This is a genomic window from Pseudoalteromonas sp. SG43-8 (assembly GCF_014164245.1).
GTDB classification, from domain to species: Bacteria; Pseudomonadota; Gammaproteobacteria; order Enterobacterales; family Alteromonadaceae; genus Pseudoalteromonas; species Pseudoalteromonas distincta.
The window spans coordinates 669,036-684,030 of sequence record NZ_JACJEX010000001.1 but is presented as its reverse complement, the minus strand read 5'-3'; the positions used below and the strand labels follow the sequence as shown (position 1 = coordinate 684,030).

General features: G+C 36.9%; 13 protein-coding genes. 4 read left to right on the top strand and 9 right to left on the bottom strand.

The window, feature by feature from the left end; genetic code table 11:
- Positions 1-176: 176 nt before the first annotated feature.
- The 3 genes from H5122_RS03065 (at position 177) to H5122_RS03055 (ending at position 3,254) form a co-directional block, all read left to right on the top strand.
- A complete protein-coding gene (locus H5122_RS03065; RefSeq protein WP_002961796.1) occupies positions 177-1,463 on the top strand; it encodes a citrate synthase in 1,287 nt (428 codons plus the stop codon).
- 114 nt (positions 1,464-1,577) lie between these two features.
- Positions 1,578-2,804, top strand: a complete 1,227-nt coding sequence (locus H5122_RS03060; protein ID WP_182681255.1) for a SufS family cysteine desulfurase — start codon at positions 1,578-1,580, stop codon at positions 2,802-2,804.
- Positions 2,805-2,837: 33 nt separating this feature from the next.
- On the top strand, positions 2,838-3,254 hold the full coding sequence (locus tag H5122_RS03055; protein WP_182671593.1) for a SufE family protein: 417 nt from the start codon (positions 2,838-2,840) through the stop codon (positions 3,252-3,254).
- 6 nt (positions 3,255-3,260) lie between these two features.
- On the opposite strand, the gene tcdA is transcribed toward H5122_RS03055, so the two are convergent.
- Genes tcdA through H5122_RS03020 form a run of 7 tightly spaced genes read right to left on the bottom strand, consistent with a single transcriptional unit; the run spans position 3,261 to position 10,722 of the window.
- The gene (gene tcdA / locus H5122_RS03050) at positions 3,261-4,058 is read right to left on the bottom strand and encodes a tRNA cyclic N6-threonylcarbamoyladenosine(37) synthase TcdA (RefSeq protein WP_002961793.1); all 798 of its coding nucleotides are present in this window, start codon (positions 4,056-4,058) and stop codon (positions 3,261-3,263) included.
- On the bottom strand, positions 4,059-4,739 hold the full coding sequence (locus tag H5122_RS03045; RefSeq protein WP_165723482.1) for a TIGR01621 family pseudouridine synthase: 681 nt from the start codon (positions 4,737-4,739) through the stop codon (positions 4,059-4,061).
- Positions 4,736-5,497 (bottom strand): 3-deoxy-manno-octulosonate cytidylyltransferase, encoded by a 762-nt coding sequence (gene kdsB / locus H5122_RS03040; RefSeq protein ID WP_165743201.1) that lies wholly within the window; start codon positions 5,495-5,497, stop codon positions 4,736-4,738. Before kdsB ends, H5122_RS03045 begins: the two co-directional genes overlap by 4 nt.
- Positions 5,485-5,682: a Trm112 family protein gene (locus H5122_RS03035; protein ID WP_182681254.1), complete on the bottom strand. Its 198-nt coding sequence runs from the start codon at positions 5,680-5,682 to the stop codon at positions 5,485-5,487. Before H5122_RS03035 ends, kdsB begins: the two co-directional genes overlap by 13 nt.
- Positions 5,672-6,652, bottom strand: coding sequence for a tetraacyldisaccharide 4'-kinase (gene lpxK / locus H5122_RS03030; protein ID WP_182681253.1), 981 nt, complete (start codon positions 6,650-6,652; stop codon positions 5,672-5,674). The genes H5122_RS03035 and lpxK overlap by 11 nt, the downstream gene beginning before the upstream one ends.
- Positions 6,649-8,394: a lipid A export permease/ATP-binding protein MsbA gene (gene msbA, locus H5122_RS03025; RefSeq protein WP_182681252.1), complete on the bottom strand. Its 1,746-nt coding sequence runs from the start codon at positions 8,392-8,394 to the stop codon at positions 6,649-6,651. The genes lpxK and msbA overlap by 4 nt, the downstream gene beginning before the upstream one ends.
- A 60-nt stretch (positions 8,395-8,454) precedes the next feature.
- Positions 8,455-10,722, bottom strand: a complete 2,268-nt coding sequence (locus H5122_RS03020) for a DNA internalization-related competence protein ComEC/Rec2 (protein WP_182681251.1) — start codon at positions 10,720-10,722, stop codon at positions 8,455-8,457.
- Here H5122_RS03020 and H5122_RS03015 point away from each other — a divergent pair.
- Complete coding sequence (locus tag H5122_RS03015) at positions 10,702-11,208, top strand: DUF2062 domain-containing protein (protein WP_024595571.1); 507 nt, start codon at positions 10,702-10,704, stop codon at positions 11,206-11,208. The two genes, H5122_RS03020 and H5122_RS03015, sit on opposite strands and share 21 nt — an antisense overlap.
- 102 nt (positions 11,209-11,310) lie before the next feature.
- On the opposite strand, the gene H5122_RS03010 is transcribed toward H5122_RS03015, so the two are convergent.
- Together H5122_RS03010 and H5122_RS03005 are read right to left on the bottom strand one after the other, a co-directional pair.
- Positions 11,311-13,068, bottom strand: a complete 1,758-nt coding sequence (locus H5122_RS03010) for a DUF3466 family protein (RefSeq protein ID WP_182681250.1) — start codon at positions 13,066-13,068, stop codon at positions 11,311-11,313.
- 11 nt (positions 13,069-13,079) lie between these two features.
- Positions 13,080-14,993 (bottom strand): ABC transporter ATP-binding protein, encoded by a 1,914-nt coding sequence (locus H5122_RS03005; protein ID WP_002961781.1) that lies wholly within the window; start codon positions 14,991-14,993, stop codon positions 13,080-13,082.
- Positions 14,994-14,995: the final 2 nt, after the last annotated feature.

Genomic DNA, 14,995 nt, shown 5'->3' with positions numbered 1-14,995 from the left:
CAATAGTATTATATTTAATTAATACCGAATATTTATTATACATATATGCATAATGTTTATAAAAATTGACTTTAACCCCCTCTTTCACGTTAAAATGCGAAGATGTGCTTAAAACAGATTTCAGAACTTTAAAATCTAAAAATCAGAATAGATATCTTAATAGGAGATACATAGCGATGGCAGATAAAAAAGCCACAGTCCATATTGATGGACTAGATCCAATCGAACTTCCAATTTATCAAGGCACTGCTGGCCAAGATGTAATCGACGTACGTACGTTAGGTTCACATGGTCACTTTACTTATGACCCAGGTTTCATGTCGACTGGTTCTTGTGAATCTGCAATCACCTATATTGATGGTGGTAAAGGTGTACTACTTCACCGTGGTTACCCAATTGAGCAATTAGCTGAAGATTCTAACTATATTGAGCTTTGCTACTTACTTTTAAATGGTGAGTTACCTTCTAAAGAACAATATGAAGTTTTTAAGAATGAAATCACTACAAGCACTATGCTTGACGAGAAGATTGCTAACTTTTTCCAAGGTTTCCGCTTTGACGCTCACCCAATGGCAATGCTTTGTGGCGTAGTGGGTGCGTTATCATCTTTTTATCATGAAGACCTTGATATTACTGATGCAGAACAACGTAAAACAAGCGCAGTTAAGCTAGTTGCTAAGTTACCAACTATTGCTGCAATGGCTTATAAAACAAACATCGGCCAACCGTTTGTATACCCACGTAACGATTTAAGCTACGCAGAAAACTTCTTACACATGATGTTCTCTGTACCTGCTGAAGAATATAAAGTTAACCCTGTAACTGCTAAAGCTATGGATAAAATCTTTATGCTTCATGCAGATCATGAGCAAAATGCATCGACTTCAACAGTTCGTCTTGCTGGTTCATCAGGTGCTAACCCGTATGCATGTATTGCAGCTGGTATTGCTTCTTTATGGGGACCTGCTCACGGCGGCGCTAACGAAGCATGTTTAAACATGTTAGAAGAGATTGGCTCTGTGGACCGTATTGATGAATACGTTGCTAAAGCTAAAGACAAAGCTGACCCATTCCGCCTTATGGGCTTTGGTCACCGCGTTTACAAAAACTTCGACCCACGTGCTACAGTAATGCGTCAAACGTGTCATGAAGTTTTAGCTGAGCTAAATATCCAAGATCCACTTCTTGATATTGCTATGAAGCTTGAGCAAATTGCCCTTGAAGACCCGTACTTTGTAGAGAAGAAACTATACCCTAACGTAGATTTCTACTCTGGTATTATCTTAAAAGCGATTGGTATTCCAACAAGCATGTTCACTGTAATTTTTGCAATGGCACGTACTGTTGGTTGGATCACTCACTGGGATGAGATGCTATCTCAACCTGGTCATAAGATCAGCCGTCCTCGCCAAATGTATACTGGTTACACTCAACGTGACTACGTATCAACTGACAAGCGTTAATTAGCGCTTGTTAGTTTAAAAGGCCGCATTTTGCGGCCTTTTTTATTAACAGCACTTGAGAATTATCATAAACCGATTACAATCCCTGCCTTAAAAACACTATGTAGATAAGCTATGCCTACTTTAAAGTTTGATATAAATAAAATTAGAAAAGACTTCCCGACATTAAATCAAACAATAAACGGCTGCCCGCTTGTTTATTTAGACTCAGCAGCAACCTCACAAAAGCCTCAATCAGTTATAGATACAATTACTGAGTTTTATACGTCTCAAAATGCAAATGTACACCGTGGACGCCATACACTTAGCGAGCAAGCCACTTATTCTTATGAACAAGTCCGGGATAAAACTGCAAGGTTTTTTAATGTCTTAAGTAAAGAGATTGTATGGACTAAAGGTGCTACAGAAGCCATAAATTTGGTCGCTAACGGCTTAAAAAAGCGTTTAGATGAAAGTCATACCATAATAATATCTCCGCTTGAGCATCACGCAAACATAGTGCCTTGGCAACTAGTAAGCCAACAGACGGGAGCTAAATTAGTCTCTCTGCCGCTAAATAATAACGGCACGCTAAACACCCAACAATGCTGTGAATTTATAAAAGAAACAAAACCTGCCTTATTAGCTATTACACAAGCATCGAACACACTGGGTAATATCACTGATTTAAAGCCACTAATTGTAGCTGCAAAAGAGGTGAATTCGCTTGTCTTAGTGGACGGAGCCCAAGGTGCACTGCATTTAAAACCCGATTTACGTGAATTAAACTGTGACTTTTATGTCTGCTCAAGCCATAAAATGCTTGGTCCAACAGGCTTAGGTGTACTTTATGGCCATTATGAAGAGCTAAATACGCTAGATATTTACCAATCCGGCGGTGAAATGATCGATAAAGTTTACTTAACTCATAGCACTTATCGCCCTGCGCCTGCAAAATTTGAAACTGGCACACCAAATATTTCTGGAGTTTTAGGCTTTGGTGCCGCTTTAGACTATTTAAATGAATTGAATCACGTGCAAATACAGCAATATGAACAAGAATTGTTTAGTTACGCGGCACAAAAATTGGTAAAGGTGGATGGCATTACCATATTCAGCAACCTATCTGACAATATTGGTACACTCTGTTTTAATTTTAAAGATGAACATCCTTATGATTTGGCAACTTTACTTGACGGATATGGGGTTGCAGTCAGGAGTGGACACCATTGTACGCAACCATTAATGACACATTTAGGGCTTAATGGAACGTTAAGAGCGAGTTTTTCTTTTTATAATACCTACAAAGATGTAGATATATTCATTGATTCACTTAAAAAATGTATCGCTCTATTAGATTGAACGCCAGTTTAATAGAATTAATTAGGATAACTCATGACAAATACGTTTAAAAAAGTCACAGAATCTATAAAAAATGCGACCGCTTGGCAGCAAAAATATCGTGAGATAATGCTTTTAGGAAAAACGTTACCGGCTTTAGCTGATGTTTTGAAAACTGATGATGCACTTGTACCAGGCTGTGAAAGCAAAGTATGGATGTTCGTTGAATTTGACTTAACCGAAAATACACTTGTTGTAATAGGTGACTCTGATACTCGTATAGTAAAAGGATTATTAGCCATTATTTTAGCGCTTTACAACGGGCTTACACCAGAACAGGTAGTGAATAAAAATGCGTATGAAGAATTTGAAAAGCTCGGCCTTATAAGCCACTTAAGCGCATCACGTGGTAATGGTATTAAAGCCATGGTTGAAAAAATTCAAACCATGGCACAACACAAGCTTAGTTAACGAAAACTAAGCTTGTGAGCGTTGTTTTTTATCTAGATATTTACGCACCGCTTTTGCAGCAACAAAAAAACCAAAGCTTCCTGTGATCATAGTCACAGAGCCAAAACCATTATTACAGTCCATATTCATTGTGCCATCAGCACTTTGCTTAGCATGACATACGCTGCCATCGCTTCCTGGGTAAACCAATTGCTCTGTTGAGTAAACACAATCAATATTAAACTTACGTTTAGGATTATTACTAAAATTATATTGCTTGCGCAAAATATAGCGCACCTTTGCAAGTAATGGGTCTTGCGTAGTTTTAGCTACATCACCAAAAGTTATTTGGCTAGGATCTGTTTGCCCGCCAGCACCACCAGTTGTAATTATAGGTAGTTTATTACGTTTACAGTGAGCAATTAATGCTGCTTTTTCTTTAACTGCATCAATACAATCAATTACATAATCAAAACCTTGAATATGCTCTTGAATATTATCAAGCGTAATAAAGTCATCTATTACACTAATTTGGCATTCTGGGTTAATAAGCTCGCAGCGCGCTTTCATTGCATCGACTTTAGCTTGACCAATAGTGCCCGTTAACGCATGAATTTGCCTATTTACGTTAGTGGCGCAAATATCATCCAAATCTATAAGTGTTATTTTACCAACACCAGTACGCGCAAGTGCTTCTGCTGTCCAGCTTCCTACACCACCAATACCTACTACACAAAAATGTGCTTCTTGAAGCCAATCAAACTGTTGATGACCATATAAACGTTTAATACCACCAAAACGTATATCTGTAACTTTTTCGCTCATTTACCAATCCAGTTGCCATGGCGATTGCCATGCTTGAAAATCTTGATGTTTAATTAACGCCAAATACTCATCACCACTATCGGGTAATAAAGTTAGCTGTATTTGTTCACCTTGCCATAAAAAGCTTAACGCATATGCATGTAAATAGGTACGATTAGAAGGCGCGCCTGAATACATTGCATCGCCTAAAATAGCTGCGCCCACACTTTTTAGTGCCACTCTTAGTTGATGTGTTTTGCCAGAGTAAGGTTTTAAAATATACCCTCTAAATCCTGGCTTATAACTCAGAGAATAGAATCGGGTGATTGCAGGGTTAAGTGTACTCGTTAGTAACTTAAACGAGCCACGGCGAGACTTAGCCATATCGCCTTTTATCCACCCCTGCTTCTTTTTAGGTTTAGCATCACTAATCGCTAAATAAAATTTAGCAATCGCATGCTCAGTAAACATAACAGTAAAGGCGGCTGCAGCGGCTTTGTTTCTTGCTAAAATAATAAGCCCTGATGTCACTTTATCTAAACGATGAACGGCATAAAGCTTTTGCGATAATTGTTGTTCGGCTAAAACAACAAAGCCGGGTCCCTCTTCAGAATGAAAATTAAGACCCGCTGGCTTTTCTAAAATATAAAAGTCGTTATGTGTATAAACAACTTTTATTATCTTACTTAATTGCTCACTCACACGTTTTTACTTTTAATATGTGCTATCACTTTAGCTAAGTCATCAGGCGTATCTACACCTGCATGAGGGGCTATTTGAGCTTGTTCTATTTTAATTTTATAACCGTGATACAAAACACGTAACTGCTCAAGTGATTCAAGTAATTCTAATGGTGATACACTCAGCTCTATGTATTGTTTAATAAAACCCGCTCTGTACGCATAAATACCTACATGGCGTTGAAATGGTGCTAAATTAAGGGCAGTGCTATCATCCATCATCGTATTTCTATCAAACGGTATACTGGCACGAGAGAAATACAGGGCATTTTTATTTATATCGCTAACCACTTTAACGGCATTAGGATTAAATACTTCATCACGTTCTTCAATAGCAACACTTAACGTTGCCATTGGTGCTGTTGAATCACTTAATAGTGCAGCAACTTGAGATACGTTTTCTGGTGCAAGTAATGGCTCATCGCCTTGTACATTAACCACAATTGTATTGCTATCAAGTTTAAGAAAATCAACCACTTCAGCTAATCGTTCAGTACCCGACTGGTGATCTTCACGCGTCATTACAACATCATTAGTAAACATACTTACTGCATCAAATACTTTTTGATGATCGGTTGCTATAACTACTTTACTAGCACCTGATAAACATGCTTTTTCGTAAACGTGTTGAACCATTGGCTTGCCACAAATATCAGCAAGCGGTTTACCTGGTAGTCGGGTCGATGCAAAACGAGCAGGAATTACAACTACGAATTCCACTTTTCAACCTCTTCTAGAGATAGTTCTCGTGCTTCATTTTCAAGTAATACTGGAATATCATCTTGAACAGGATAAGCAAGCTTAGCTGCTGTGCTAATTAGTTCGTTGTTGTCTCTATCAAAGCGTAATTTTCCCTTGCAAACAGGGCACGCAATTATCTCGAGTAATTTTGTATCAAAGGCCATTGAGTATTCCTTTTTCTTTTAATATTGAATTTAATTTGTTTATTACGCTATCGGTAGGCTCTGCATCAACAGGTAGATAATACCAATTAGGCTTTGCAAAGGACTTACATTTAACGGCATCTTTTTCGGTCATTATAATGCAATCATCACCAAATTGAGCAAAATCATCTACTGTATAAGCATAATGATCTCTAAAATGATGAGTCGATAATAACGTAATATCTTGTGCTTCTAGTGAGTTTTCAAACCGTTTAGGGTTCCCAATTGCACTTATTGCATGTGCTTCACTTACGTTACTTTTTGCATAATCGCTTGAATTAACCAAGCGAAGATTACTTACTTGTAATGCGTAGCTATTATTAGCCTCACCACCATTTTCAATTACTATATCGACACTTTGCAAACGTTTAGTTGTTTCACGAAGTGGCCCTGCTGGCATAACAAAGCCATTACCAAAACGACGCTCACTATCAACAATACAACACTCAATGCTACGAGGCATTTTATAATGCTGCATTCCATCATCAGAAATAATAACATCGAGTGTATAATTATTTTCTAATAAATCTATATTGTGTTGTCTATTAGGCCCAACCGCTATTGGGCACTTTAAACGATGGTATAAAAGTACGGGCTCATCTCCAGCCTGCTGAGCATCTACAAGCTCAGTAACTAACAGTGGGTAATTTTCTGATTGCCCGCCATATCCTCTACTAATAATTCCTACTGATAAACCTTGCTGTGTTAAATGACCATACAGCCACAAAACAAAAGGCGTTTTACCATTACCGCCAACACTTATATTGCCAACTACAATTACAGGCGTTTTGCACTCAAAAGGTTTAAGTATTTTAGCACTGTATAAGTATTTTCGAAATGAAGATACAACCCAAAACAAAGCACTTAATGGTAATAACAGTAAAGTAATTAGACCAAATGGTTTATACCAGCTTTGTTCTATTTTACTCACGCCTGATCACCAAACTGCATTTTGCAAAGGGCTGAATAAGTACCGTCATTTGCTAATAAACTATTGTGATCGCCACTTTCTATTACACGACCATTATCAATAACATAGATTCGGTCACTGTTTTCGATAGTAGATAAGCGGTGCGCAATAACAATTGATGTTTTATCTTTCATTAGCGTTTCTAATGCTTGCTGAATAAGCTTTTCAGATTCGGTATCAAGTGCTGATGTAGCCTCGTCTAAAATCAAAATAGGTGCGTCTTTTAATATTGCACGTGCTATCGCTATACGCTGGCGTTGACCGCCGGAGAGCATTACGCCATTTTCACCTACCATGGTGTTTAATTGTTCTGGCAGGTCTTTAACAAACTCCCAAACGTGCGCTTGTTTAGCAACTTGCTCTAATTCTTCCTCAGACACATCATGCTTTATGCCATAACAAATATTGTTAGCAATCGTATCGTTAAATAACACGACCTGCTGAGACACTAAAGCAAATTGGCGACGCAAATCTGTTAATTTATAATCCTGCAGGGCTATACCATCAAGTAATATTTCACTCGGTAACTCTAAGTCATAGTAGCGTGGTAATAAATTAGAAATTGTTGATTTACCCGAGCCGGAGCGCCCTACTAAGGCAATACTTTCACCCGCTTTAATCGTTAGCGACAAATCGTTTAATACGGCTTCATCTTTTGTTGGGTACTTAAAGGTTACATTTTTAACTTCAATTAACCCTTTAACTTTATCGACTGAAACGGTGCCAGTATCTTTTTCCATTTCTTCATCTAAAACTAAAAATATACTTTGTGCAGCAGAGATACCACGCTGCATATCACTATTAACATTAGCGAGTTGTTTTAGCGGTCGCAATAGCATCATCATTGAGGCAATTAATGCCATGAAGTCACCTGAGGTAATCGTATCAATCATTGATGGAAGAGATACAGCCCATAAAATAACAGCCATAGCACTTGCTGCTAATATTTGAATAATTGATACACTTAAAGCTTTTGTCGCATCCATTTTAATGCGCTGCTGGCGGTTATGATTATTAATCTTTGAGAAATGGTTTATTTCTTGGTCTTGTCCGCCAAATCCATGAATAACTTTATGTCCGCTCAGCATTTGTTCAGAGCTACGTGTAACCTGCCCCATAGCTGATTGGATACTTTTAGAAATATGGCGAAAACGTTTCGATACAACTGCTACAATAATGGCAACGAGAGGGATGATGACTAAAAATATAAGTGAGAGCTTCCAACTGGTATAAAACATTACACCAAGTAAAAAGACAACAAAGGCCCCTTCACGTACAACAATAAGTAACGCTTTAGTAATTGCTTGTTGAACTTGCTCTGTGTCAAAAGTGATTTTTGAAATTAAATCGCCTGTTGAGTTTTTGTCATGAAAAGAAACGGGTAAATGCAATATGTGCTCAAATAACTCTTGGCGTAAAGAGCGTACAACTTGGGAGCCCACGTAACTTAAACAGTACGAAGACATAAAGTTAAAAACACCACGCCCTAGTACTAACACGATAACTACAAAAGGAGCGTACTTTAAAACTTCTGTATTTCGCTGGTTTAAACCTTGATCAATAAACGGCTTCATTAATTGAATGAATAAAGCATCCATTGCTGAATAGCCTATCATCCCAACAATTGCGATAAAAGCGACGCTTTTGTATGCGCCAACATACGAAACAAGACGTTTATAAATTTGTGCAGTACTTTGATCCATAACACTCTCTAAATACAGTAACTCCCTGTATTGTATCCTTCGATGAGATAAAACTAAACGTCAATCTTTGATAAACCAATAACTTTCCTGCCCTCTTGCTGTTTCTATGACCAAATTGTTTGAGTAGAATTTAATACTAATTTGTCCATCAACGCCTGTTGTAAATTGCTCGGCGCTTATTGCTTTGTAACGCTCGACAACAACTGGCTTGGGAAATTCCCACTGTCCTTTATAAGCACTTGAATGAATCACAACTTTAGGAGCTACATCACTAATAAAATTAACACTTGAGGATGTATCACTGCCATGATGCGGGCTTAACATGACTGTACTTTTCAACGGTGTATTATTCGCTAATAAGGAGGCTTCACGAGATTTTGATATATCACCTGTAAATAACACACTATGAGTATTACTCGATACTCTAACAACGCATGAATCGTCGTTTTCATTCCCATACCCTCTAGTGCTAAAGCTTTCTACTCTTAAACCAACAAAATCAACATTTTGAACTTCACACACATTAAGTGTATTTTCAGGATGAAATTGCTTTAATGTTTCCCCAAATCCAGCTTCAATAAAATGCTGTATTCCTCCAGCGTGATCGCTGTCTTCATGACTTAGAATCGCTGTTTTTACTGTGAAATTATTTGCTTTTATATAAGGCAATAAAATACTTCGCGTACGGCTAAAACGATTAAAATAACTTGGACCAAAATCATAGATAAGCACTTGGTTATCTTTTTCAATTAATGCCATGAGACCATGGCCAACATCAAACACATGAAGTTGCCAGTTGGGCTTTTCTTTTAGAAGATTATTCAATAAAAGTACTGCTAAAGGAATGAAACAGAGCAATTTATAGGGGAGGAAGTAAATCATCAACATAGTAATATAGGTAAAAATGACGAATATTAACTCGATTCTTCCTGTTGTCAGCCATCTTAACGACTCGGGTATTTCATAAAGTAATTTAAATAACGCATATAACCCTGTATCAAACAAATGTATTAAATTACCTATATCTATAAAAGTACTCAGTAATGTAAAAACAATCAAAAATGGTAAAATAATGATGGAAAGAAACGGTATCGCAATTAAGTTAATGACTAGGCCCGCAATACTCACGCCATTAAAAAAATAAAGTGAAAGTGGTAATAAACCGATAAACAATGCTACTTGAATAACAAATAACGCAATAATTTTGTTTTTTATTCGTGTATTTAATATTGGTAATTTATTAATAACAGTAAAAATTATAGCGACCGCTAAAAATGAAAAATACAGACCTGGATTAAGTAAATTAAATGGGTTAACAGCAAGCACTATAACCAAGGCAAATAAAATACTACGCCAACGCAGCGGCTGTTTAGCAAGAAAATAAAGTAACAAATAACAACCCAGCATAATTAGCGCTCGCGTTGCTGATACTAAAAAGTCACTTAAATATACGTAAACTAATGCAGCTATAAAACCGAACGAACTGTAGTAAAGTGTAAGGTTAAATGATTGAGCAATTGAAAAGTTTATTTTCGTACAGATAAATCGAATGAATAAATAACCAAAGCTAAAAATCAAACCAATATGTAAGCCCGATATAGCTAGTAAATGACTTAACCCAAGTGATTGCATTAATTGTTTATCTGTATAGCTCATTAACGATTTATCACCACTGAGTAATGCATAATAGAGCCACTGCAATCTTGTATTTGTATAGGTATTTTTAATGAAGTTTTGATAATCTAGTACGATGCTTTGTTTATCACTGTGTATTATATTAAGCTCTTTATTGAGCACTTTACCTTTAAATAATATCCTATTTATAAATGCATAACGTTCATTATCAAACACATTAAAATTTTTATTACTGCGAAAATATTTTAAATGGATTAATGCAGAGAATTCATCGCCGACTGTAAAAGGCTGTGCAGAATTAACACTGAGCATTGCTTTGGGTGCTCTAAAATTCGAAAAGCTACTCCCGTCTAATGCCACTATTTTGGCTTTGATATACTGAGGTTTTTTATCAGAAATAATCTCTTCAACAACTAATGTAGAATCAAGTGCATACTTTTCGTTCGGTTTTGGTATTTCAAAACTATAAAAAAGGTAAAAATGCATACCAACAAAGCAAATTGCACAAATAAAGCCTAACAATACGTTTAAAAACGGCTTAAAATAAGCGCTCACTATTACAATGAAAATTGTGAAGACTGTAAATTCGAGAGTTTGATAATAAAACACGGTTGCTACACAGCCAATTACAAACCCAAGACTTATCCACACTGATGTAAATGGTTGCTTTAAATGGCTAAAAAAACGATCCAAAGATTTTTACCTGATCCAAATAAAATTAGACATCATAAATCACTAAAAATATTTGGACGACTTTTGCAAGACGCAAATCTTTGGCATTTAAATAGACGTTCAGCTCGAGGGGCCTTCGCGGTCGGGTTATTTTTTGCTTTCATCCCTGTTCCTTTTCAAATGGTTTTAGCCGCAGCAGGTGCTATATTATTTAGGGTTAATTTACCCATATCAGTTGCTTTAGTATGGCTTACGAATCCATTAACCATGCCACCTATCTTTTATGGCTCATACTTAGTGGGTACGTTAATACTTAATCAGCCAGAACAACACTTTGTATTTGAAGCAAGTTGGTCTTGGTTTTTAGAAAGTATAGAAACAATTGGTCCTGCATTTTTATTAGGTTCATTAGTATGTGCTTCTATTGCATCAATTATAGGATACTTTGGTATCGATATTATTTGGCGCCGCTCAGTGAAAAAAGCATGGTTATCACGAAATAATTAGTGGCGTTAAAGCTAAATAATCGCTGCAATCCTAATCTAATAAAATATTATAGACGAAAAAAAACCAACTTTATCAAGTTGGTTTTTTTATAATCAATAAACTTTAAAAGCGAAATACACGCCTTAAGCCAACCAGTGGTAATAACAATAATGTATACCAAGGAAAGCTAGCAGAGTTACGCTCATAAACTTCAGCTTCTACTGGAGCACAGCTTTCTACTTCACCATTAGCAATGGGCGTTAGTTTAACTGCTATTGCAATACTCTCATATTCAATTTCACCATTAATATCAGTTACTACACCGCCTAATGAATCTAGCTTTTCAACTGTTTTAGTCGCAGTACCAAATATTTCATTATTTTCGTTGATAGCAGTCGCTTCAACCATAGTATAAGCGTAATCAGTTTCACCGTCGGTGTCATAACAAGGCAGTAAATCGTTTAGATTAGTGATTTTGTCTTCACCAATTTTGTAAATAAAGGCCTCTTTGAGTCGCGAGCTATCAGAAACACCCACTTCCCCTTCACCTACAATATAACCTTGGTTGTTTATATCGTTACCGTAAGAACTTGAGCTTGAAAAGTAATCATTAGGGAAAACCGTACTACCCGTTGCTATATCATGGTAAAAGAATTTATTACGAAGAGTACCTTCAATACGTTTAGTTGCATAACCTGTAATTACATCGTTATCATTAATAGCAATTGATTTACCAGACTGCCAGTCATCTTCTTGATTAATAAAATCAACAACCGAACCGTCTTTAAAATAAACTGGCATTGTAAGAATTGTATCGTCATTTTTGTAATAACGTGTATTCGATGAACCTACAATTGTCCCGTTGCTGTTCACTGCTAAAGCAGTACTTGTAAATGCATCATCTTCCGCTTCACCTTCGTCAGGTGTCAGTGCCATACCAAGCTCTTCAACAGATGTGATATTAAGTGATTCATCAAGTTCCCATTTAACAGCGCGCTTATTAAATAAGCCTCGTGAAATATTTGAATTTAACAAGTTGATACATACTGACGTAGGTTCGTCTTCATTATCACAGTTATCGTCAATATTATCTTGTCTGTCATCTGGAATGCTTGTAGACATATTACCTACAACGGTATAACCACTGTTAGTTTTAACAATATCGTTAGCGCGGCTTGTGCCACCGTATTCATTAAACTCAGGCTCTAACTCAACACTTACACTGCCATCAGCGCTTATTACAATTCCACGTTCTATAAATTCATGAGTAAACCACGTTTCTGCATCATCTTCACCATCAGGTGTAAAAGATACTTTATCGTATGGAGCGCTTCCCCAACCGACTGTAACGCCATCTTCACTTACTGCATTTAAAAGATTGACAGTAGAACGAGTTAATCCATCATAATCAACAGAAGCTATATCAAAAATCGGTTGTTCAGTAATCTCTGATTCGTTAAATTTAATCCCAACTAAAGAACTCATTTTTTGATATTCAAAGTTAGACGGAATTCCTAAATTCGAATTTGCCAAAAAACTTACCATAAAAGCATGAGCATCAGGATTAGTGCTTACGGCATCATTATTTTCAATGTCATCAAGTGTGAAAGTAATTTCTTTATCACTTAATTCATATGCTGCTTCTGTGCTGTCGTAAGCACTTTCAATAACATTTTCAGTAAAATCTATATAGCTGGTATCAATAGGTAAATTGTATAAACCATTTGCGAAACCAATAATATGCCCGCTTTCGCTTACATCTGTTACATAAGAATATTTAGCGTCTTCAAGAGTCCCTAATTCACTTAACTGGTACGTCGCACTTGTTGCTGAAGTGCTTAATGTCGCTAAAATACTGGCAGCGAGTAATTTATATTTCATTTTAGTCCTTACTACTGATTCTGTAATTCTTCAAGTTCTTCCCAGCGCTCAAGGGCAGCTTCAAGGTCAGACTCAAGTTGTGCTAAATGGTTCAATGCTTTAGTTGTTACATCACTCTCTTGTTTAAAAAAGTTTGCGTCACTTACTACAGCTTGTTGAGCTTCAATTTCAGCTTCTAGTTTTTCCATTTTATTCGGTAGTTGCTCTAATTCAAGTTTTAATTTGTAAGAGAGTTTATTTGTCTTAGCTGCTGGTTTTGCGGCTGGAGCGGCTACTTTTTCAACTTTTTTTACTGGTTGTTGCTGAATTTTTTTTTCTTGTTCAGCTAAGTAACCTACATAAGCTTCATAGTCGCTATAACCACCGACGATATCTGTTACTTTACCATTGCCTTCAAATGCCCATACACTAGAACATGTATTATCAATAAATTCTCGGTCATGGCTTACAATCAGCACTGTACCTTGATATTGATTAATAATGTCCTCTAATAACTCTAACGTTTCAATGTCCAAGTCATTCGTTGGCTCATCGAGAACAAGTATATTAGATGGTTTTAAAAACAGTTTAGCTAATAGCAGTCTATTTTTTTCACCACCAGAGAGTGCTTTAACCGGGGTTCGAGCGCGTGCTGGAGGGAATAAAAAGTCTTGCAGGTAACCTAAGACATGGCGTGAACGACCGCCCATCATCACTTCTTGTTTACCTTCGGCAACGTTATCTTGAACAGTTGCTTCTTCGTCAAGTTTTTCACGGTATTGGTCAAAGTAAGCAAACTCTAAATTAACACCTTGCTTAGTAATACCACTATCAGGTTCTAAATCACCAAACATAAGTTTTAATAGTGTTGTTTTACCAATACCATTTGGCCCTACTAAGCCAATTCTGTCGCCACGCATTACAAGTGTCGAAAAATCATCAGCAATAACTTTGTCTTTAAATGCATGGCAAAGGTTCTTAGCTTCAAATACCAACTTACCTGAGCGATCAGCTGTTTCAATATTAAAGTCAGTTTTTCCAACTTGATCAACACGTTGCTTGCGCTCATTACGTAGCTGTTTTAGCTCTCGAACACGCCCTTCGTTACGCGTTCTTCGCGCTTTAACACCCTGGCGAATCCACGTTTCTTCTTCAGCTAAACGCTTATCAAACAATGCATTTTGCGCTTCTTCTACTTTTAAATCATGCGCTTTTTGCTCTAGATAAGTCGCGTAATCACCTGGGTACGAAATAAGTTTACCGCGATCTAAATCTAAAATACGCGTAGCGACAGCGCGAATAAACGCACGGTCATGCGATATAAATACAATGCCGCCTTTAAATTCTTTTAAAAACTGTTCAAGCCACATTACACTTGCCATATCTAAATGGTTTGTTGGCTCATCTAGTAATAATAAGTCAGGCTCACTTACAAGTGCACGCGCAAGTGCTACTTTACGTAACCAGCCACCAGAAAGAGACTCAAGCTTAGCCTCTGGTGTTAATTCTAATTGTGTCAAAACTAATTGAATTCGGCTATCAAAACGCCAACCATCAGCGGCTTCAAGTTGGTTTGATAAACGTTCAAGTTTATTTAATAACTTATCAGTACATTGTGTTTGCAGTTCGTTGCTAACATGATGAAAATCAATGAGTAGGTTAGCGATTTCTGGCATACCCTGTGCCACGTAATCAAATACAGTTCCGCTTGCACCTTTTGGTGGATCTTGCTCTAAACGAGAAATTCGAATACCACCAAGCTGATTTATTTCACCATCATCTAAAACAACTTGTCCATCGAGTACTTTTAATAACGTTGACTTGCCCGCGCCATTTCGACCAACTACACACACTCTTTCGCCACTTTCTATAACGGCGTCTGCTTTGTTAAGCAAAGCATGTGTACCAAAAGCAAGTTGTGCTTTTAAAATTCTTATTAAATCCATAG